Annotated in this window: 15 protein-coding genes and 3 tRNA genes; 9 read left to right on the top strand and 9 right to left on the bottom strand. The window is 53.3% G+C overall.

Translation table 11 applies throughout. The features are described from left to right. Positions 1-10 precede the first annotated feature (10 nt). A complete protein-coding gene (locus tag AC2A1E_RS12515) occupies positions 11-6,004 on the bottom strand; it encodes an alpha-2-macroglobulin family protein (protein WP_484384013.1) in 5,994 nt (1,997 codons plus the stop codon). A gap of 248 nt (positions 6,005-6,252) precedes the next feature. Continuing rightward, entirely contained in the window at positions 6,253-6,582 is a 330-nt protein-coding gene (locus tag AC2A1E_RS12510) for a YqcC family protein (protein WP_484384012.1), read from the bottom strand. Positions 6,583-6,745: 163 nt separating this feature from the next. Between AC2A1E_RS12510 and AC2A1E_RS12505 the strand changes: the two genes are divergently transcribed. Next, the gene (locus tag AC2A1E_RS12505) at positions 6,746-7,984 is read left to right on the top strand and encodes an MFS transporter (protein ID WP_484384011.1); all 1,239 of its coding nucleotides are present in this window, start codon (positions 6,746-6,748) and stop codon (positions 7,982-7,984) included. Positions 7,985-8,607: 623 nt separating this feature from the next. Here AC2A1E_RS12505 and syd read toward each other — a convergent pair. Further along, positions 8,608-9,156 (bottom strand): SecY-interacting protein, encoded by a 549-nt coding sequence (syd, locus tag AC2A1E_RS12500; RefSeq protein WP_484384010.1) that lies wholly within the window; start codon positions 9,154-9,156, stop codon positions 8,608-8,610. A gap of 63 nt (positions 9,157-9,219) precedes the next feature. Here syd and queF point away from each other — a divergent pair, with 63 nt between their 5' ends. From queF to xni, 3 genes are all read left to right on the top strand, one after another. Next, the gene (queF, locus tag AC2A1E_RS12495; RefSeq protein WP_484384009.1) at positions 9,220-10,065 is read left to right on the top strand and encodes an NADPH-dependent 7-cyano-7-deazaguanine reductase QueF; all 846 of its coding nucleotides are present in this window, start codon (positions 9,220-9,222) and stop codon (positions 10,063-10,065) included. Between the two features lie 217 nt (positions 10,066-10,282). Then, the gene (gene ppnN, locus AC2A1E_RS12490) at positions 10,283-11,635 is read left to right on the top strand and encodes a nucleotide 5'-monophosphate nucleosidase PpnN (RefSeq protein WP_459401531.1); all 1,353 of its coding nucleotides are present in this window, start codon (positions 10,283-10,285) and stop codon (positions 11,633-11,635) included. Between the two features lie 54 nt (positions 11,636-11,689). After that, on the top strand, positions 11,690-12,448 hold the full coding sequence (xni, locus tag AC2A1E_RS12485; RefSeq protein WP_484384008.1) for a flap endonuclease Xni: 759 nt from the start codon (positions 11,690-11,692) through the stop codon (positions 12,446-12,448). A gap of 41 nt (positions 12,449-12,489) precedes the next feature. Here xni and rlmM read toward each other — a convergent pair whose 3' ends face one another. Genes rlmM through AC2A1E_RS12470 form a run of 3 tightly spaced genes read right to left on the bottom strand, consistent with a single transcriptional unit; the run spans position 12,490 to position 14,926 of the window. Continuing rightward, the gene (rlmM, locus tag AC2A1E_RS12480; protein WP_459401529.1) at positions 12,490-13,590 is read right to left on the bottom strand and encodes a 23S rRNA (cytidine(2498)-2'-O)-methyltransferase RlmM; all 1,101 of its coding nucleotides are present in this window, start codon (positions 13,588-13,590) and stop codon (positions 12,490-12,492) included. Continuing rightward, positions 13,583-13,978, bottom strand: a complete 396-nt coding sequence (locus tag AC2A1E_RS12475) for a DUF423 domain-containing protein (protein WP_473188348.1) — start codon at positions 13,976-13,978, stop codon at positions 13,583-13,585. The genes rlmM and AC2A1E_RS12475 overlap by 8 nt, the downstream gene beginning before the upstream one ends. A gap of 30 nt (positions 13,979-14,008) precedes the next feature. Further along, the gene (locus tag AC2A1E_RS12470) at positions 14,009-14,926 is read right to left on the bottom strand and encodes a transcriptional regulator GcvA (protein WP_484384007.1); all 918 of its coding nucleotides are present in this window, start codon (positions 14,924-14,926) and stop codon (positions 14,009-14,011) included. 480 nt (positions 14,927-15,406) lie between these two features. On the opposite strand from AC2A1E_RS12470, the gene csdA reads away from it, so the two are divergent. Together csdA and csdE are read left to right on the top strand one after the other, a co-directional pair. Then, the gene (csdA, locus tag AC2A1E_RS12465) at positions 15,407-16,612 is read left to right on the top strand and encodes a cysteine desulfurase CsdA (RefSeq protein WP_484384006.1); all 1,206 of its coding nucleotides are present in this window, start codon (positions 15,407-15,409) and stop codon (positions 16,610-16,612) included. A 7-nt stretch (positions 16,613-16,619) separates the two neighbouring features. Then, positions 16,620-17,054 (top strand): cysteine desulfurase sulfur acceptor subunit CsdE, encoded by a 435-nt coding sequence (gene csdE / locus AC2A1E_RS12460; RefSeq protein ID WP_484384036.1) that lies wholly within the window; start codon positions 16,620-16,622, stop codon positions 17,052-17,054. Here the strand turns inward: csdE and tcdA are convergent. Both tcdA and mltA read right to left on the bottom strand, forming a co-directional pair. Further along, positions 17,045-17,851: a tRNA cyclic N6-threonylcarbamoyladenosine(37) synthase TcdA gene (gene tcdA / locus AC2A1E_RS12455; RefSeq protein WP_484384005.1), complete on the bottom strand. Its 807-nt coding sequence runs from the start codon at positions 17,849-17,851 to the stop codon at positions 17,045-17,047. The two genes, csdE and tcdA, sit on opposite strands and share 10 nt — an antisense overlap. 83 nt (positions 17,852-17,934) lie before the next feature. After that, positions 17,935-19,080, bottom strand: a complete 1,146-nt coding sequence (gene mltA, locus AC2A1E_RS12450) for a murein transglycosylase A (protein ID WP_484384004.1) — start codon at positions 19,078-19,080, stop codon at positions 17,935-17,937. 214 nt (positions 19,081-19,294) lie between these two features. Here mltA and AC2A1E_RS12445 point away from each other — a divergent pair. From AC2A1E_RS12445 to AC2A1E_RS12435, 3 genes are all read left to right on the top strand, one after another. Then, positions 19,295-19,371, top strand: a tRNA-Met gene (locus AC2A1E_RS12445). A 66-nt stretch (positions 19,372-19,437) separates the two neighbouring features. Then, positions 19,438-19,514 (top strand) — tRNA-Met (locus tag AC2A1E_RS12440). A 62-nt stretch (positions 19,515-19,576) separates the two neighbouring features. Continuing rightward, positions 19,577-19,653: transfer RNA gene (locus tag AC2A1E_RS12435), tRNA-Met, on the top strand. Between the two features lie 93 nt (positions 19,654-19,746). Here the strand turns inward: AC2A1E_RS12435 and amiC are convergent. Beyond that, positions 19,747-20,997, bottom strand: a complete 1,251-nt coding sequence (gene amiC, locus AC2A1E_RS12430; RefSeq protein ID WP_484384003.1) for an N-acetylmuramoyl-L-alanine amidase AmiC — start codon at positions 20,995-20,997, stop codon at positions 19,747-19,749. Between the last annotated feature and the right edge of the window lie 153 nt (positions 20,998-21,150).

The raw sequence follows: 21,150 nt of genomic DNA, 5'->3' as shown, positions 1-21,150 counted from the left end.
TGGTGGTTTATTAGTTTTTCGCTGGTACAACAACCAATTTACCGCTACTGACCGATACCGCCTGCACTTCACGATCGTACATGGCTTCACCGTAAGCAGGTGGGATCACAAAGCTACCGGTGTTGGTCGCTTTGATCTGGTAAACAAACTCCTGCACATCGGTCGTGGCACTGCCATAAATGATCACCCGATCTTCGCGGATATCACTGTAGTCCGGCGCCCAGGTGGAACCTGATACCGCCAGCGGCGACTGCCAACCAGCGTCTGTATCATCACTACCTTCCCCTTCGCTCTCCGTTGCCGGTGGTGGAGGCGTTTGCTGCACCACCTCAAACCCGCCAGGCAACAGATCGACAATCGCCAGATTATCCTGCCCCTCTTTCGAGTTGGCGCGGATTTTCAGATGCACATTGATTTTCTGCCCCAGCGTCACCTGCGCTAGCGGTTTACCTTGCTCGTCGGTGTAATCACGGGTGATTTCCAGGCCGCGCGAAATCGCTTTCTGTGGCGCAGCCAGATCGTAACCGGCCTGCGTCACCACGTACCAAGCTGGCGCGTCACGAGTATTCTCAAAGTGGATAGCTTGCGCATCAGCAGTAAACTGCCCTTTGATAAACCGCCCTTCCAGCGCCGAAATGATCTGTGGATCAATATCACTACGCTTGCTGGTTTGCGCGATCTTCAGCGTCTCCGCCGAGGAAGACTGCGCCGTCACCTGTGCCGAATAGCTCTCCAGCGCCAGAATGCTCATGGCCGAAGAATAGGTGGTATAGCGCTCTTCTCTCAGCGCCTTGACCATATTCTCCAGCACCTGCGGAGGTATGGCAGACACTTTTTCCGGGAAGTGGCGGGTAATCAGATACAACCGCGTGGCGTCCTGCACCAGCGGATCGAAGTAATTCTGCGTCCACCAGCCCTTATCATAGGCTTTGCTGAGTTGATTCCAGCTTGGTTGCAACAGAGCATTGGCTTCATCATCCATTTTTAACAGGCGGTAAGACGAAGCCAGATACAACGCGCTCAGATCGGTTTTCCAGCTCTCTGGATACAGTTTCTGCAACGTATCCTGCACCGAAGCCAGCAAGTTAGTGGTGATTTCCCCCTGTAGGGTCAGCAGGTAAACCGCCCAGGTACGCAGGCGCAAATGATACAGATCGTCATAACGACTGGCAGCCAGTTCACGCAGCGCACCGTTGGCATCCTCCAGCATACCGGTTGGTAACGCGTAACCCGCCGCTTTGACCTCCAGCAGATATTGCACCACATACGGCGTCACAAACGGATCGGCATCCGGCGATGAACGCCATGCGCCAATCGCACCGCTGTCATTCTGGCGTGAACGCAGTACGCCGAGCAGGTTTTTCAACTGTTTGCTGACTTCTGCCTGGCTCAGGCTGCTGTTCATTTCCGGGTGCTGTCCTTGCAGCATCAGCGGGATTGAGCGGCTGACAATCTGTTCAGAACAGTAATACGGATAATCCGCCAGATATTGTGCCAAGCCGCTGGTCAGCACCAATGGCGAATAAGAGACTGCCGCTCGGCGTTGTGCGTAAGCATCAAACATCTGGCGCAGATTGTCGATATTCTGGTTGCTGCCGTTCATCCGGCCCATCACCGACTGCGTGCGATAAGGCATCGCCGGGCGTACCGAGGTGCTGATGGTACGGCGGCTGGTTTTGTCGCCATAGCGGGCATCGAACACCAGCGGTGCATCGCCGAGGGATGATTTGGCACGCAGGCGGAAGCTCACCACCCCTTCGCGTTTTTCTGCCAACGACAGGTTTTGTTCAGCATTGCCTACCACTTCCAGCTGTGGCGGCGGTGTCAGTTGGATACTCACCGCAACGGCTTGGCCATTCAACCCTTCGAGGTTGTTGCTGACCCCTACGCTGACATCAAACTCATCACCCGGCGCCACCATCGCAGGCACATTCGGCGTCATGATAAAGTTGTCACGCACCGTTGCAGAAGTCTGCGCTTTGCCGATTTTATCCGGCGTAACCGAAATCGCCATCACCCGAATTTTGCCGTTGAAGTAATCCGGTACCGGATAGTCGAACTGTTTCTCACCGTTCACTTCGGTAATACCCGACCAGTAGGCAACCGGCTTATCACGCTTACGCTTGAACGGATTCAGGTTGAGATCAAGCCCTTCACCACCATCACCGCCCGGTGCCGCGGTCAGCGCCATCAGTTTGCTGAACTCCGGCAGGATCAAATCGAGAATTTGTGAACTTTCAACCCTCAGTTCCCGCTTACGGAAGAAGTACTCCAGCGGATCTTTCAGGCGATAGCGTGCCACCTGCAGGATCCCTTCATCTACGGCAAACAGCGCTACCTGCTGCGGGCCGTCGGTTTTCACCGTCATTGCCAGATTTTCACCCGGCTTGATCACCTCAGGAGCCAACACTTCAAGGCTGTTCTGACGGGCGCGAGTGCTGATTTTAAACGGCATCACGCCGTAGCTCAGCGGGCTCATAAAGATTTCGCTGGAATTCACATCACGCACAAACTGCACGTTAACGTAACCGTTACCTTCCATCCCGGCAGGAACACGGATTTTTTGTACCGAACTGGTGGTATCGGTATGGAACCATTGCCAGCCGTACACCCGATCTTTCTCAATGGTGATCAAACCGCTGCCGGTATAAGGAGCATTGATCGAGACTTCGATCTCTTCACCAGGCTGATATTCCGCCTGGTTCAGTTTCAGCTTCAGTTCGGCATTGCGATCCAGTGAACGGCTGAGGTTGGCATTGCCCGCCACGCTGTAGCCAATGCGATTGAGCACTTTGCCTTGCGCATCTTCAATCACCAGCACAAAGTCGCCCGGTTTATCGGTCGCCAGCGTCAGATCGTTACCCTGTTCAGTCAATGCCAGTGGCTGTTCGGAGAGCTGAACTTCTTTCATCTTCGACTGGTATTTGTAAACCCCGGAATCCTGCTTGGTAAGCACAGAAATGTAGCGTTGCTCGATCAACACCAGCTTCAAATCAGGTAACGCAATCTGCTTGAGCGCAGGATCGATGGCAATCACGTTCAGGTGACGTGCCGCATCACGGTTGATATAGCCTAAGTCGCCGTCCGGCTTCACGCCGATCAGATAATCATAAGGTGATACCAGCACCCGCGCAGTCGCTGCCACTGAGCGACCACCACCGGCGACAAAAGCTTCAGACAGCAATTGCAGTTGGTAAGTGGCATCCGCATAGGATTTCAGATCCAGCGGGATATTTGCCACACCCTGCTCATTGGTGGTTCTGTCTTCCAGTTCGGTTTCAAAACCATCGCTGTTCTGGCGGTTCTCGTAGAAAGTGTAATCTGGGAATTGGTCAAAATTCGGATACATCGGCCGCAGCGTCAGCTTCGAGGTTACCCGGCGATCTTGCGCTGGCGTGCCGAACAAGTTTTGCACATCAATATTGGCCTGCAATTCAGAGGGTTTCACCCACCCTTGCTGGCGGTTTGGCGTCAGTTCCAGCTTCACTTTCAACTGATCGGGCTCGAATTCCTTCACGTTCACGGCGGTATGGCCGAGCAACGCCGTGGTGTCATTATTCTTGCCAATCAGGTACAGGTAGACGTTCCATTCACCCGTAGGCGCGTTTTCGTCGGTGGTATAACTCAGTTCGTTGAAACCACTGCTGCCGAGAGTCAGCGGCACCGTGGTCATCAGTTTGTCGCGCGGATCACGGATCTCGGCACGCACCGGCACACCGGCAAGAGCAACGCTCCAGTCGGCAGCGCGGGTAATCAAGCCGATATTAAAGCTATCCCCAGGCCGATAAACGCCCCGGTCAGAGAACAGGTAGCTGCTCAGAGTGCGCGGATCAACCGGCGTTTCTTCGCCTGAGATATCAAAACGTGAGAAATCCAGCCCACGATCGTTATAGTCACCGGTTGGCAGGAAGGAAACGTCACCTTCTTTTTCCACCAGGAACATCACTGGCTTACGCTCGTTGGTATAGACATCTAGCGCAGGGAAACGCACATGGCCGTTGGCATCGGTCGTCTGGCTGAGCAATGCCACCCCGTTTTTAGCAATCACCGACACTTTGGCATTGCTGACCGGCGCCCCGTTATTGATCGACTGCACAAAGACATCGCGCGTTTTATCCTGAGAGCGCTTGGCAATAATCCCCAGATCGGTCACGACGACAAAGCGCGAGTCCCCTACGCTGGGCACATCATCGCTTTCTTCTTCGGTCTGTTCACTTTCCTCTTCTTCCACAACCTGTGGCTGTTTCTTCTTCTCCGGCTGCCATTCCGACAGCGTTAACAAAAATACGCCGCGATGGGAGTCTGGGTTAGTAGAAAGATAACGAGAGAGATCAATACCCTGATAGTTCACTTCACCCGGTTTATCATTGTTGATCACCGTCTGGTATTTGAAGTGTTCAGTAAAATACTCGTCATTAAGCTGGTTGAACTGTGCCGATGAGTATTCACTGCTTTTGAAAGAGACAATATGTTGTAACTGGCTCGGGATCACCCGCTTAATGTCTAAACGCAGGCCCGGTACGTTGCGGGCCGCCACGCTGATTTGCTTGTCACCATTGACCGACAACAACGAACCCTGCGACATAAACTGCAAGGATTTTGGATAATCGGGCACTTCGACAATGCGATAGACCTTTTCCGGCATTTTATAGCCGCCGGAGGAGGTCATCAGATCATCAATTTCTATCAGCATAAAGCGGTGAGCAGGTGCATCAAACTTGAAGCTGAACTGCGGCTGATAGCTTTCTTCCGCCTCGTTGAGCGTGATACTCAGCGGCGTCGACTGCGCCAGCACGCTATTATCAACGCTCTGGACACTCCAGCGATAAAACTGGTTCGGATCCCAATCGACTTCAGCCTCATTAGGGTCGTGCTGCGGCAGCAACCAGGCTTTGACCGCACGGCCAACGTCGGTATCTTTCACCGCATCGCTAAAGGCGACGATCAATGCACGCTGGCCTTTAGCCCCATCGGCATCCACCACTTGAGCATTGGTATCCTTCACCATCAGGCTGTACAGCGTTGGCACAGATACCCAGTTATCTTTGGTTTCCGTAGTCGCATTGGCAGATACCACAGATTTAACGCCCTGACCGATAGCAAGATGCACGGAACCACCGTGATCCAATGCTTTCAGTGGTTCCGAATGTACCCAGGCATTCAGTTTTTTCTCGTCATAGACCAAAGAAAAATTGAGTTTCTTTTCCGATTTGGCCTTGGCTTCCGTCAGCCCAAGCGCGATCTGCTTTTCAAAACTCGCCACATCGACTGGCGCATTGAATTTTACGTTGAAGATAGCGCTACGCTTTTGCGGATCTTGTGGGTCCTGATAATACTCGGCTTTCCCCAATTGATAGCCGAACGCAGGCACGTTAAAACTGTAGCTTGTGTTATTAAGCTTAATTTGCGGAGCAAGCAACACGGCAGGATCGAGGTTAACCTCAAATTTAGCGCCCATCGGCAACGGATTTTTTGGCGTAAATACCAGAGTCCAAGCATTACGCCATTGCCACTGCCCCTCTGCGGCGGGGTTAAGCGTAACGCCTTTTTCCACCACTTTACCCACATCGGTCAGCGGAGCGACCGAGTTGCGGAAAGCAAGAACCACTTCCTGCGGTGCAGATTTTGCTAGCGCATAATTGACGGGTTCGGGATCAGAAACCTTGACGCTGGTCTCCTGATATACCATTGGTGCCGGTTCAATCGGCTGCGGCCGGTTTAGCCACCAGTTCCAGCCATAGAACGCGCCACCAGCAGCGCACAATAACACCAGCAGCGCCAGGCTGATGGCTTTTGGATATTTGTCCACCCCGCTTTCCAACCGCAGGAAACCACGCTTCAACCCACCTGACAGCACTACCGCCCAGGCAGGGGCATTCCAGTTAACGTTGCCGATCACCGGCTTGAACAGCCGCCCCAGCAAACCCAGAATAAAAGCCAACAGGCGAAACACGCCTTTTATCAACGTAAACGGCAGACGAAGGATGAACTTTAATAAATCCATTATTGCAGCACCTTATGATCCCTTATAGATACCCAGAAGAATCTTCTAATTCTTAAATCCACCTATTGAATGCAGCGTTATGCATACAAGTGAATACAACGAAATAAATCGGCTTCTTAGTCTATATATCATCAAAAAATTTAGCTTCATTTTTCAGCAGAATTGCTTCACAGGCCGCACAACGGCCTGCAAATCTGCAAAAATAGCCTAAAAGGCAATGTATCTCTGAGCCGAAACACAGCAATACGTTATTGTGGTTCTTTATTCAGTAACGAATCCAAACGCTGCAACAACACCAACAGTGGCATACAGTTTGGCTGCTTATCCTTCAGCGCCTCTTCAAAATAAGGTGCGATCATAAAGCGCGTTGGTAATGGAGCTTTGGCATCCAGCAACGCGGTCATACGCGGTAGCAACACCCACTGCAGCCACTCCTCTGCCCGCATACTGTCTAGGCAGAAAGGCTCAGAGCTGGAGAAAGCCTCAGGCTCAGGCGGTGCAGCCTGCCACAGTGCCAAATCCCGCATGGCTTGTTCAATCGCCTGTAAACTGCGGCGAACCTGGTTTTCTATACTCATTTGCCTTCCCAAACTGTGTGGCCCTGATATCAGCGCGAAAGCATAGCATTTAAGCCATGCGTCCCCCAACTCCGCTGAGTTGGTGATATATGTATATTTTATCTGGTGACGCCGCGCGCGGCACGGCACAATACGCCCACTCAAAACCACACAGATGAAAGACATGTCCGCAATCTCATCAACAAAAAATCACGCGACACCCGGTAAAGCCATGTTGGCTTCGGTTACCGGTTATGCAATGGATGGCTTCGATTTGCTGATACTCGGCTTTATGCTGCCGGTGATCACCTCTGAATTGGGTCTGACCTCATCGGAAGCGGGTTCTCTGGTCACCTGGACGCTGATCGGCGCAGTGATTGGCGGCGTGATCTTCGGCCACCTCAGCGACCGTTTCGGGCGCATCCGCATTCTGACCCTCACCATTTTGATGTTCTCCCTGTTTACCGGCCTGTGTGCTATCGCCGTTGGCTACTGGGATCTGCTCGCTTACCGCACGTTAGCCGGTATCGGGCTAGGTGGTGAGTTTGGCATCGGCATGGCGCTGATCGCCGAAGCCTGGCCAGCAGAAAAACGCAACCGCGCCTCAGCCTATGTCGGCATGGGTTGGCAGCTTGGTGTGCTTGCCGCCGCCTTCCTGACCCCGCTGTTACTGCCTTATATCGGCTGGCGTGGCATGTTCCTGGTTGGCCTGCTGCCAGCGCTGGTTTCTTTCTTTATCCGCCGCACCATGGGTGAACCCAAAGAATTTGTGCAGCAGCAAGCCGGTGAACAACATCTGTCCTTCACTCAGCGGGTAAAACTGCTGTTCAAGGATCGTGCTACAAGCAGAGCCAGCGTAGGGATCCTCATCCTTTGTTCGGTACAAAACTTCGGTTATTACGGGCTGATGATTTGGATGCCAACCTATCTGGCAAAAAACTTTGGTTTTTCGCTGACCAAATCCGGTGTCTGGACTGCGGTCACCGTGCTTGGCATGACCTTTGGTATTTGGCTGTTCGGGATATTGGCTGACCGCTTCCCACGCTGGAAAATCTTCGTGATCTACCAGATCGGTGCAGTAGTGATGGTGATTTGCTACGCCCAGCTCAGCGACCCAACCTTGATGCTGTTTGCGGGTGCGCTAATGGGAGTATTTGTTAACGGTATGATTGGTGGCTATGGCGCTTTGATTTCGGATACTTACCCGGTGCAGGCGCGTGCTACGGCGCAAAATATCCTGTTCAACCTGGGGCGTGGCGTTGGCGGACTTGGGCCGTTAGTGATTGGTGCGCTAGTGACGCAGGTTTCCTTTACGGCAGCTATCAGCCTGTTGGCGGGTATTTACCTGTTGGATATTTACGCCACTCTGTTCCTGTTGCCAAAGAAGCAAAGCACGGGGGATGTATTGGGGGCTATTGGTTAATAACGGAAGTTAATTATTAACAACATTAATCATTTTTAGTTATCGGGCACTGAAAGCCAAAAAGTTGGGGGCACTGCGTTAACAGTGCCCCCGGTTCGTTTTATAGCAATCCCGCTAAACAGTGTGCTCCCTGCTCAATCCCTGAAAACTTTTCCTTCGGCCATCCTGACCAAACAATCCTTGCTATGTCCTGTAGCATCGTCCTGACGCGGTTCCTTAGTCTTCCTGACCCACCAGCAGTCCTGCGCTAGCTCTCAATCTCCGTCCTGGAGGTGTCCTTGGTTTCAATCCTGAAACATCCTAGGCATCGTCCTGATACCAATCCTTTTCACTCTTCCTGAGTGCATCCATTTCTTCTTCCTGAAGCTACATCATCCTGATGTTTTCCTGCTCCAACCAGTTCCTATCCGGTAGACATAAGATCGCTTAATTCCTTCCGTCTCACAAGGCTATGTAAGACAGATTACATCAAACTTTATTAAGGGATTATCCTAAGTCCATTTTAACTGATTGATCTGGATAGCAATAAGTCCAATCTAAGCCACCCATCAGAAAAAATTAAAAGCGATCTCTTACAGCCTTTGTAAGAGATCTCTCACACGCGCCCGATACAAAAAGGACAACTAATCCAACACAGGACGTAGCATACGGAGAAAATCAGCCAGTGAGTTGGACAAAAACGTACGCTTGTCGCTGCCAAATTGCTCAAGCACCACATTACCGCTGACGTTACACAGTGATACCATCGTCATCTCTGATTCTGTCGTTGCCAGGAATAACGTTGGGGAAAGTTTGAGGCGTTTTTGTGTGACCAGATGCCCGATCAGGTTCTCCTGCAAGCGGATAAAATCATCCTCGCTCCATACCTGTAACAGCGTCATTCGATGCGCTTCAAACTGCGCACTCATATCCCCAGCATATTGCTGGGTATAAAAGGTATGGATATCCGGCTGTAATTGCAGTTCCAGTGCATTTTCCACCTTCACCAACGTCGCCTCAGGGATAAACGACTGCGGCAACCACAACACTTGATCATCACGGTTTTCTACAATGCACGGTGAAGCGACACCGTACAGCTCCTGGCTTGCGGGCGCATGACCACGCTGCTGCTGCCAGAGATCGACATAACGCCGGGTAAATTCACGCAGTGCGTGCGATACATCCTGGTCCATATTTTTTCTCACATACGCTAAACTGGCGGCTATTGTACCTTTCCAAGACCAAGGTGACAGCTTATGTCCTCTTATCAAGACCATCAGGCTCTTTCGGCGCTGACGCTGGGCAAACCGACCGCTTACCATGACCGCTACGACGCTGCGTTGCTACAGGCGGTTCCACGCAGTATGAATCGTGAACCTTTGGGGCTTTATCCCGATAACCTGCCGTTCCATGGTGCCGATATCTGGACGCTGTATGAGCTTTCCTGGTTGAATGCAAAAGGCCTGCCGCAGGTCGCGGTTGGCGAAATCAGCCTGAATGCCAACAGCATCAACCTGATCGAATCCAAAAGCTTTAAGCTCTACCTCAACAGTTTTAACCAGACCCATTTCCCTGATTGGGAAACAGTGCGCAATACGCTGCAACGCGATTTGTCAGCCTGCGCACAGGGGGAAGTCGGCGTGACCTTGTACAGCGTCGAGCAGATCGCAGGTTCGCCGATCGCCCATTTTGCGGGTGAGTGTATTGATGCGCAAGACATCAGCATTGATGACTATGAATTCAACGCAGGTTATCTGGAGGGTGCCACCAGCGAACAACAAGTGGAAGAAACGCTGGTCAGCCATCTGCTGAAATCCAACTGCTTGATCACCCATCAGCCGGATTGGGGTTCCGTGCAAATCCGCTATCGTGGCCCGCAAATCAACCGTGAAGCGCTGCTGCGCTATCTGGTTTCATTCCGCCATCACAATGAATTTCATGAGCAATGCGTTGAGCGCATTTTTAACGATCTGCTGCGTTTCTGCCAACCGGAGCAACTGAGCGTTTATGCACGTTATACCCGGCGTGGCGGGTTGGATATCAACCCATGGCGCAGCAATGTGCTTTTCGAGCCTACTCGCGGCCGTCTAGCCCGCCAATAATGCGAGACAGTGCTCAACAACTGAGCTAACGAGCGGTTTTTATTGGTAAAAATCCGGGGACGGCGGTAAGGTTAAATCAAGAGTGTCTGCCATTTAGCCCGATATTCTGGCAGGAAATTCAAAATCCTTACCGCAGTGTGCAAAAGATGAATGCACAAAAGCTGTTCTGCTGCGGTATGGATTATTACCGCCCCAGCGTGGGCGTAAAGGAGTGACCTTGATTACACATATCAGCCCGCTTGGCTCTATGGATCTGTTGTCGCAGCTAGAAGTCGATATGCTAAAGCGTACTGCCAGCAGCGATCTGTACCGTTTATTCCGCAATTGTTCTTTGGCAGTGTTGAACTCCGGCAGCCAGACTGACAGCAGCAAACAGTTGCTGTCCCGCTATGAAACTTTTGATATCAACGTGCTGCGCCGCGAACGTGGGGTGAAGCTGGAGCTGGTCAACCCGCCAGAAGACGCTTTCGTTGATGGCCGCATCATCCGTTCACTACAGGCTAACCTGTTTGCCGTTTTGCGCGATATTCTGTTTGTACATGGTCAACTCGTCAGCGCCCGGCATCTCCAGGAAGATTCCATCCATATCACCAACCTGGTGTTCTCTATTCTGCGTAATGCCCGCACGCTGCACCTTGATGAAGATCCAAACCTGGTGGTGTGCTGGGGCGGCCATTCGATTAACGAAAATGAGTACCTGTATGCGCGCAAAGTGGGTAGCCAACTGGGCCTGCGTGAGCTGAACATCTGCACCGGCTGTGGGCCGGGAGCCATGGAAGCCCCGATGAAAGGGGCCGCCGTGGGCCATGCACAGCAGCGCTACCGTAACAGCCGTTTTATCGGTATGACCGAGCCTTCCATCATCGCCGCAGAGCCGCCGAATCCACTGGTGAATGAACTGGTGATCATGCCAGACATCGAGAAACGCCTGGAAGCCTTTGTACGTATCGCCCACGGTATCATCATCTTCCCTGGCGGGGTTGGCACCGCAGAAGAACTGCTGTATTTGCTGGGTATTCTGATGAACCCGGAAAACAGCGAACAAGTGCTGCCGCTGATCCTCACCGGGCCGAAAGAGAGCGCCGACTATTTCCAAGTGCTTGATGCATTCATTATGAATACGCTGGGTGATGCAGCACGCCGTCATTACACCATCATCATCGACGATCCGGCAGAAGTTGCCCGTCAGATGAAAAAAGCCATGCCATTGGTGAAAGAGAACCGCCGTAATAGCGGGGATGCTTACAGCTTCAACTGGTCGATTCGTATTGCGCCGGATCTGCAACTGCCATTTGAGCCAACCCATGAAAACATGGCCAACCTCAACTTGTATCCGAATCAACCCGCAGAACAGCTGGCTGCCGCGCTGCGTCGGGCGTTCTCCGGCATCGTGGCAGGTAACGTGAAAGAGAATGGCATTCATGCCATTGAGCAGTTTGGCCCCTACAAACTGCACGGTGATACGCAGATGATGAAACAGATGGATAGTCTGTTACAGGGTTTTGTCGCCCAGCACCGCATGAAACTGCCGGGGACCGCTTACGTGCCCTGTTATGAGATTGTGGCCTGATCATCAATCCCGGGCGGCGTGAAGCCGCCCCTCTTTTTTCTGATGTTGCCGCCCATGCCAATACACTTACTGATCGTTGACGCACTTAACTTAATCCGCCGCATTCACGCTGTTCAGGGCTCTCCATGCCTGAATGCCTGCCAGAACGCGTTGCAACAGTTGATCCAGCACAGCCAGCCAACTCATGCGGTCGCCGTGTTCGACGAAGACGATCGCAGCGAAAGCTGGCGTCACCAAGCGCTGCCTGATTACAAAGCCGGGCGCTCACCAATGCCGGAAAACCTGCAACAGGAAATGCCGCAACTGCGCCAGGCTTTTGCCGCCTTAGGTGTGGCCAGTTGGCATTCGGCAGGTAATGAAGCGGACGATCTGGCCGCCACGCTGGCCACCAAGGTGGCTAACGGCGGCTATCAGGTCACGATCGTTTCTACCGACAAAGGCTATTGCCAGTTACTGGCACCGAACATACAAATCCGTGATTACTTTCAGAAACGCTGGCTGGACTTGCCGTTTGTGCAAAACGAGTTCGGCGTACTGCCGCAGCAGTTGCCGGACTATTGGGGATTGGCGGGGATCAGCAGCAGCAAGATCCCCGGTGTCGCAGGTATCGGGCCTAAAACGGCGGTCTTGCTGTTACAGCAGGCAGGTAACCTGGACGCCCTGTTCGCCGACCTGCAACAGGTGCCAGAGAAATGGCGTGGCAAGCTACAGCAACACCGTGAGATGGCCTATATCAGTAAACAGGTAGCCACATTGCGCACCGATCTGACCTTGACCGGTAACCTACAGCAACTGCGGTTACCGGCGCGGTAATCTCCCTTGGCGCAACGGAACGCCAAAGGAGAGTGTGGCGATCAACGCTCGTCGCGACGGCCAGGAATGGCCGACCACATGCGGCGCACATGCACGGTGACTTCTTCACGATCGTGGTACAGCTGTTTGGCATGAATTTCTGCGCTGATATCCGCCGCGGCCAAAGCTTCCCGAATACTTTGCAGATTCTGGGAAACCTCTTCATAGCGCTTCTTCATCGGCAATTTCAGGTTGAAGATTGCCTCGCGGCACCAACCGTTGATCAGCCAGTGAATCATCAGGCCCGTCACGCGCGCCGGTTGTTCCACCATATCGCACACCAGCCAATAGATTTTGCTGCTGGTCGGTTCGAATTTAAAACCGTCAGCGCGGTGATGAGTCACCTGCCCGGTATCCATCAGGCTCTGGGCCATCGTGCCGTTATCCACCGCATGTACCATCATGCTGCGTTTTACCAGTTGATAGGTCCAGCCTCCGGGGCAAGCCCCCAGATCGACCGCATGCATACCGCTGCCCAGGCGCTCCTCCCACTCGTCGGCAGGAATAAACACGTGGAACGCCTCTTCCAGCTTCAGCGTGGAACGGCTTGGCGCATCCGATGGGAACTTCAGGCGCGGGATCCCCATATAGAACGGGGAGTTGTTGTTACTGTAGGAGTAACCCACGTAGCAGCAACCGGGGGCGATAAAGAACACATGCACTACCGGACGCGTTGGGTTTTCACGCGCCATCAGCACCTTTTGTTCGCGCATGGCAATACGCAGCGGCACCGTCAGTTTGCGGCAGAACTTCATCAGTTCTTTGCTTTCGTTGGTATCCGGCACTTCCACCCGCAGTTCACCACCGCGATCAACCACGCCCATCAGCATCCCGACAATCGGCGATACCCGATCTTCCGGCGGTAAATCACGCAGCAACTCCCCCACCACGATCATCTGACGAACAAAGATCAGCTCACGGAACGGAATTTCTTTGGCCAGACGATCGGCATCGTCCGGCTGATAGCATTCAAACAGCACATAACCGCTGTTCTCTTTGACCCGCGCAAAGCCGAATATTTCCAACTGGGCGGCTTTGTCGGTAATTTCCGCCGCACACTCTTTTTCAAAACCAGGGCGGCAGTACAACGCGATTTTATTCATGGCGCTCGGCCTTTTTCCTCAGACGCAAAGCGCCAATCAACATCAATGCCCAACCGATCAGAAAGCACATGCCCCCCACCGGTGTGAGATAAACCCAGAACTTCAGGTGAGACAGCGCCAGGCAATACAGACTGCCGCTGAAAAACAGAATACCTAACGCCAACAGCGCCCCACTCCAGTAAAACCACAGGCTGACCCGGCGCTGCATCGCGATAGCCAAGGCCAGAATAGCCAAGGTGTGAAAGCCTTGGTACTCAAGCCCGGTACGTATCCAGGCCATTTCGTTGGCCCCCAGCGTATTACTCAATACGTGCGCACCAAATGCTCCTAAAGCGACATATAAAAAACCACTGATAGCGGCAAAAATCAGCATAGAACGACTACTCATCGTTATTCACCTTATAGAGATTAACCGGCCTTACTGTTCATAGCGAAAGCGGAACTTTTCCTGCTCACTGGCTGCACGCGCCAGGATCCATTGGCGAAAGGCGGCTATTTTACCCAGTTCTGCCTGGCTGTCATGGCATACCAGATAAAAAGCATTTTTACTTACCAGCACATCGTTGAACGGGCATACCAAGCGCCCGGCTTCGATTTCGGTTTGCGCCATCACGTTATTGACCAGCGCAATGCCTTGGCCATGCACCGCCGCCTGAACCACCATGGCACTGTGGCTGAAGATGGGCCCCTGCTGCACATTAATGTGCTGTAATCCCAGCTGCCGGGTATAGGCCAGCCAGTCGCGGCGTGAAGTATCATGCAGAAGCGTGTGATAAGCCAGATCGGCTGGCGCTTTTAGCGCATGTTCGCCCGTCAGCAGCGTTGGCGAGCAGACCGGCAGCAGATATTCCGCATACAGACGCTCGGCACGCACCCCCAGCCAGTTGCCACGGCCATAGAAGATTGCCACGTCAACGTCGTCTGCCAGTTTATCTTCTTCACGGTCAATGGCTTGTATACGGACATCGATCCCCGGATAAGCTGAATTAAAGCCAGAAAGGCGCGGCACCAGCCACTGAATGGCAAAGCTGGGTGGCAGGCTTACCGTCAAAGCCCCCTTGGCGCTACGTGCCTGAAGCTTGCGCGTTGCTTCATTAATCGACGTGAAAATCTCTTTTATATCCAGGTAATAACTTTGCCCTTCCTCGGTTAGCAGCAGTGAACGGTTACGCCGCCGGAACAGCTTCAACCCAAGAAAATCTTCCAGCGATTTAATCTGGTGACTCACTGCCGCTTGAGTCACAAACAGTTCCTCTGCCGCTTTGGTAAAGCTCAGATGACGGGCTGCCGCATCAAAAACCCGCAGCGCATTAAGAGGTGGTAAGCGTTTAGACATGAATTAGCTACTTTTGTGTAACAACTTTCCGAATTATTCGGCATAAAAAATCAGGCAGCGTTATCTATAACGCAGTGGCCCCGCCGGAGTGAGTTATTTCCATTAGTTTTTTTAATCCGAGCCATTATAAATTGTCCGTTGAGCCTGCGCCAGTAAATACCTATAGTGGCGACACTTCCTGAGCCGGAACGAAAAGGAATTGGGTGTCGAAGACGCCGATGAACTTTTGGCTCTGTGGTTGTGATGTTGTGTTTGCAAATTGTCCGCGAGTCCGGACGTGGTAGCTAAGCTACTGTTTTTTCAATTTCTGTATATTTACCCTGTCTGTCCATAGTGATTTTATGCAGCACCGCAAGATTTGCGGTGCTTTTTTTTGCCGGTAATTCAGCATTCTTTTCACCTCGAATTATTCAGGAAACTTGTCTCAGCCGAAAAAATAGGACAGGATCATGGCCTGACAAAGCCAGTGATAACCCGCTTATGACACCTTTCGATCCCACCGATTTCCGCCGCCAGTTTCCGGCCCTCAAACAGCCTGGAATCTATCTCGACAGCGCCGCAACTGCACTGAAACCGCAGGTAGTGATCGACGCCACGCAGCAGTTCTACAGCGCAGATGCTGCCACCGTCCATCGCAGCCAGCACCGGGCAGCGCAGGATCTGACTGCCCGTTTCGAGCGTGCGCGTCAGCAGGTGGCAACGCTGATTAATGCTCCGCAGGCAGATGACATCGTCTGGACGCGTGGGACCACCGAAGCGATCAACCTGGTCGCACAAAGTTATGCCCGCCCGCGCCTGCAACCAGGCGATCAGATCCTGGTGAGCGAAGCCGAACACCATGCCAACCTGATCCCCTGGCTGATGGTGGCGGAGCAAACCGGAGCTCAGGTGGTGAAACTGCCGCTGGGTAGCGATCGGCTGCCGGATCTGGCGTTGCTCCCCACCCTGCTCAGTGAGAAAACCCGGATTTTGGCGCTGGGGCAGATGTCCAACGTCACCGGAGGTTGCCCGGACTTGGCTTTCGCGATCGAACAGGCGCACGCCGCCGGTGCCGTGGTGATGATCGACGGGGCGCAGGGCGTGGTGCATTGCCCGGCAGATGTTCAGCAACTGGATATCGATTTTTACGCGTTCTCGGGGCATAAAATCTATGGCCCGACCGGCATTGGTGCACTGTATGGTAAAACTGCGCTACTGGCAGCAATGGGCCCATGGCAAGGCGGCGGCAAAATGCTGACCGCAGCTTCCTTCAGCGGTTTTACCGCACAAAAACCACCACACTGTTTTGAAGCGGGTACCCCCAATATCGCTGGCGTACTTGGGCTGGCTGCGGCCCTCGATTGGCTAAACACTCAGGATATGGCGGCAGCCGAACAATACAGCCGCGATTTGGCACGCAGTGCCGAGCAGCGCTTGGCCCGGTTGCCGGGGTTCCGCAGTTTCCGCTGTTCCGGCTCCAGCCTGTTGGCGTTTGATATTGCCGGTATTCATCATAGCGATATCATTACCTTACTGGCTGAACAGGGCATCGCGCTGCGTGCCGGCCAGCATTGCGCTCAACCGCTAATCGCCGCCCTTGGGGTCAGCGGTACGCTGCGCGCCTCGTTCGCCCCTTACAACCGGCCAGAAGATGTGGATGCTTTAGTCAACGCGCTGGAAAGCGCCATCGAATTGCTGGCGGAATAAGATGAACCTGCTTGCCCCTCATCCTTTTGGCAGTGAAATTACCGCCGAAACGCTGACAGCTAAATTTAACGCGCTGAAACAGTGGGAAGACCGCTATCGTCAGTTGATCATGCTGGCAAAACAGTTACCACCGTTGCCAGAAGAACTCCGGCAAGCGGAAATGGAGCTGAGCGGTTGTGAAAACCGTGTCTGGCTTGGGCATCAGCGGCTGGAAGATGGCTCATTGCACTTCTATGGCGACAGCGAAGGCCGCATCGTGCGCGGTTTGTTGGCGATCCTGCTGACCGCCGTAGAGGGCAAAACACCACAACAGATCCTGGCCGCAGATCCCCTGGCTTTGTTCGATAGTCTGGCGCTGCGTAGCCAACTCAGCGCTACGCGCGCCAGCGGCCTGCAAGCGCTGGCTACCGCAGTCAAAGGTATTGCAGCGCGCTACGCCTGACGCGCTGCCTTGGCCATCATCTTTTTCAGCGCATGAGAAACGGCAACAAAGCCAAAGGTGGCGGTAACCATGGTTGCCGCGCCAAAACCTGCACTGCAATCCATTTTCTTCGGCCCTTCTGCCGTGCTGCGGGAAGCGCAGACGGTGCCATCCGGCTGCGGATAAACCAGCGGTTCGGTGGAGAACACACAATCAATTCCCAGCTTGCCTTTGCTGTTTTTCACCACGTTGAAGTCATTCTTCAGCCTTTCACGCAGTTTCGCCGCCAGCGGATCCTGAATGGTCTTTGACAGATCGGCGACTTCAATCCGCGTTGGATCGATCTGCCCACCGGCCCCACCGGTAGTCACCACCGGGACTTTGAAGCGGCGGCAATAGGCCAGCAGCGCCGCTTTCGGCCGCACGCTGTCAATCGCATCAATCACATAGCTGAAATTATGGTTCAGCAGCTCAGCGACATTGTCTGGCGTAATGAAGTCATCTACGCAAGTCACTCGGCATTCTGGGTTAATCGCCAGAATACGCTCCGCCATTACCTCAGTTTTGGACTGGCCAACATGCTGGCGTAACGCATGGATCTGACGATTGGTATTCGTGACGCACACATCATCCATGTCGATCAACGTAATAGCACCGATACCGGTTCTTGCCAGCGCCTCCGCCGCCCACGACCCTACTCCGCCAATGCCAATCACACACACGTGCGCCTGGGCAAACAGCGCCAGCGCAGGCTGGCCGTACAAACGCGCGGTGCCGCCAAAACGCTGTAAATAGGCCTCTGAATAGGGTGTACTCATCTCGCTTTTATTACCTTAAACTTGCAAATGATAAGGGCCGGAAGATCCGGCCCCTGCGGGTCAAATTCTATGTCTTTTGCCCTTCAGCGGGTGACCAGTTGGGAACCGCCCGAGGTAGACTGCGGCTGGTAAGCACCAAACTGCGGCATATCGCCATCGGCCCCTTTCAACACCCACACGCGGCCATAGTGGTTATAGTAACCCGCCGAATGACCGGCTTCTGGGCCAATACCCTGATACATGTCGAAGTGCTGGCCTTTAATCGCGCCACCCACATCTAAGGCGACCATCAGACGCATTTCGTATTTTCCCGTGAACTTGCCCTGGTTGTCCAGCAGAGGAACTTCTGCCAGCAACGTGGTACCCGCCGGGATCAATGAACGATCGGATGCCACCGAGGCTTTGGCCACCAGCGGTACGGCACTGGCGCCCTTCACCGGGGCAAAATGTTGCGGATGGAAAAACACAAAGGAAGGATTCTGCTCCAGCAGTTCGCGCACTTCTGCTTCGCTGTGGTTCTCCGCCCACTGGCGGATCGCCTGCATCGACATATCGGCCTTGGTCACTTCACCACGATCGATCAACACCTTGCCGATACTGCGATAGGCATGGCCATTCTTGCCGCTATAGCCAAAGAACACCAACGGCTGGCCGTTGCCGAAATCGACATAACCGCTGCCCTGGACTTCCATCATAAAGTTATCCATCAGCGAATTGGTATAAGCGATGATGTAACGGCTATCGAGTGCGCCGGAATAAATGGCCGCGCGATCCGGCAAGCGGCGTTTACCTTTGGTTGGCATGCGGTATAACGGATAGCGGAACTCGCCCTGTTGAGTATAACGCGCCTGCAAAACCGGGGTGTAATAACCGGTAAACTGGACGTTACCGTAGTTATCCACGCCTTCCATCTGATAGGCGCTCAGGCCGAACTGACTCAGTTGGCGAGTATCCGCGCCGGAAGCCATCCAGTTTTGCACCGCTTGATAAGTGGTGTTGTTGCGGCCAAAAAGGGCTGGAGAAGCATTCTTAATCTGCATCAATTGCTCGGAGTAGTCTTGGGCGTTAACGGGAACGCCTCTGGTGTTGGGCTGATTCACCAACTCCAGCGCCTGATCCAGACGGCCGTCTTTATACTGCTGCCCGTGGTCGGTCGGTTTTGATGAACACCCTGCCAGTACGGCAATCACTAATCCACCCAGCAGGTATTTGCCCCAACGTCCTTTCATTACATGCTCTCTCAGGCTGATATGTTCTATCGGCGAACGATAACAAACGGCTATAAATAAAGGAATCTTTGCCGCCAAAAATTCCCGGTCAAGTGATTATGATGAAAAAGAAGCCAATCTGAGGACTAATTCAGCATACAGATGGCTTTGAGGGGAATATTTGCAAAAAGGGTTGCAACAAAACGCATGGAGAGTATAGTGCGCTTCCATCGGACGCGGGGTGGAGCAGCCTGGTAGCTCGTCGGGCTCATAACCCGAAGGTCGTCGGTTCAAATCCGGCCTCCGCAACCAACCGATACTGCAACAGCAGTATCAGATAAAAGGTTGAATCCGATGGCAAAACAGGTATTATACGGACGCGGGGTGGAGCAGCCTGGTAGCTCGTCGGGCTCATAACCCGAAGGTCGTCGGTTCAAATCCGGCCCCCGCAACCAGCCGATACTGTACCAGCGGTATCACATGAAAGTGGGTTCGATAATATCAGTATCAAGACGGACGCGGGGTGGAGCAGCCTGGTAGCTCGTCGGGCTCATAACCCGAAGGTCGTCGGTTCAAATCCGGCCTCCGCAACCAATCTTGATAACCACGAACAAGCACCTTAACTGGTGTTTTTTTGTATCTGGAGTTTGTGAAACTGGCCATTAACCGGGCATCCTGCCCTACTGGTTAGTGACGAGCCTGCGCCCCGCCGTTGGCGAAGTAAGCCTTAATCCCCGCCAGAATAGATTCCGCGATCTGCTGCTGAAAATGGCTGGTACGCAGTTTGCGTTCTTCCTCAATATTACTGATAAACGCCGTTTCAACCAGGATTGATGGGATATCCGGCGCCTTTAGCACGGCAAAACCGGCCTGATCGACACTTTTTTTGTGCAAAGGATTAATTTTCCCCATTCGGCTGAGCACTTCCTTGCCGAACTTCAGGCTGTCATTGATGGTGGCGGTTTGCAGCAAATCAAACAGCGTATGATCCAGATAGCGGTCACCGCTCTTGCTTACACCACCAATCTCATCGGAAGCGTTCTGGGTCTGCGCCAGAAATTTGGCGGTATTGCTGGTCGCGCCCTTGGTCGACAGGGCAAAAACCGAAGAGCCGCGCGCTGTGCGGTTGCTAAACGCATCGGCATGGATGGAGACAAACAGATCGGCGCGCTGCTTGCGGGCTTTTGCCACGCGCACCTTCAGCGGGATAAACACGTCATCGTTGCGCGTCATAAACACTTTCATGTTTGGCTCACGCTTGATCAGCGCACTAAGACGGCGCGCAATCTGCAACACCACATCTTTTTCACGCGTCTTATTTTTGCCGATTGCACCAGGGTCTTCACCGCCGTGCCCTGGATCCAGCATGATCACCATCGGCCGATCGCGCCCTGCTTTACCAGCCTGCGGCGCTTCCGCCGGTAACGATCGCTCCAGATCCCCTTTGTTGTAATCTTCCAGCAATGCCAGCAGCGGATCATACTCTTCGCCGGTGCCGCCCTTGGTGGGATAGAGATCCACCACCAGTCGATTGCGGTATTCAGCCACCGGCGCCAAGGTAAACATATTCGGGCTAACGCTCTGCTTAAGCTCCAACACCAACCTGATGGTGTTTTTATCGAACTGGCCGACGCGCGCCTGCTTCAGGTAAGGGTCTTCCTTGCGCACCTGCCCGGCCAGCCCTTTGAGCACGCTATTGAGGTGAACACCTTCGATGTCGATCACGATGCGGTCAGGATTGGCAAGCGCAAACTGTTGGTATTTCAGCGGCACGCTGGATTCCAACGTCACGCGGGTGTAGGTCGAGGAAGGCCAGACGCGAACGGCAATCACATTCGCAGCGGCGGCAAAACCTACGCGGCTCACACTCAGCAACCAGGTTGCGGCAACCCCCTGTAACAAACGACGGCGGCCTGGATTGTGGTTAGCGTTAGTCATGCGGCTCCAGCGGCGATAAAGATTTAAGAAAACACCCAAAAGTGAGAATGGCAAAAACTTTAACCAATCCATTCGTGGCTGTCATTAGGAAATCTTTTTATGTTTTTTCAATTTGTTAATGAAATAACTGAGTTAACCAAGATCGCCACGCAA

This window comes from Serratia sp. HNCC26DJ206 (genome assembly GCF_057180605.1).
Note: the sequence above shows the minus strand (reverse complement) of the source record. Positions and strands in the feature narration are given on the sequence as shown.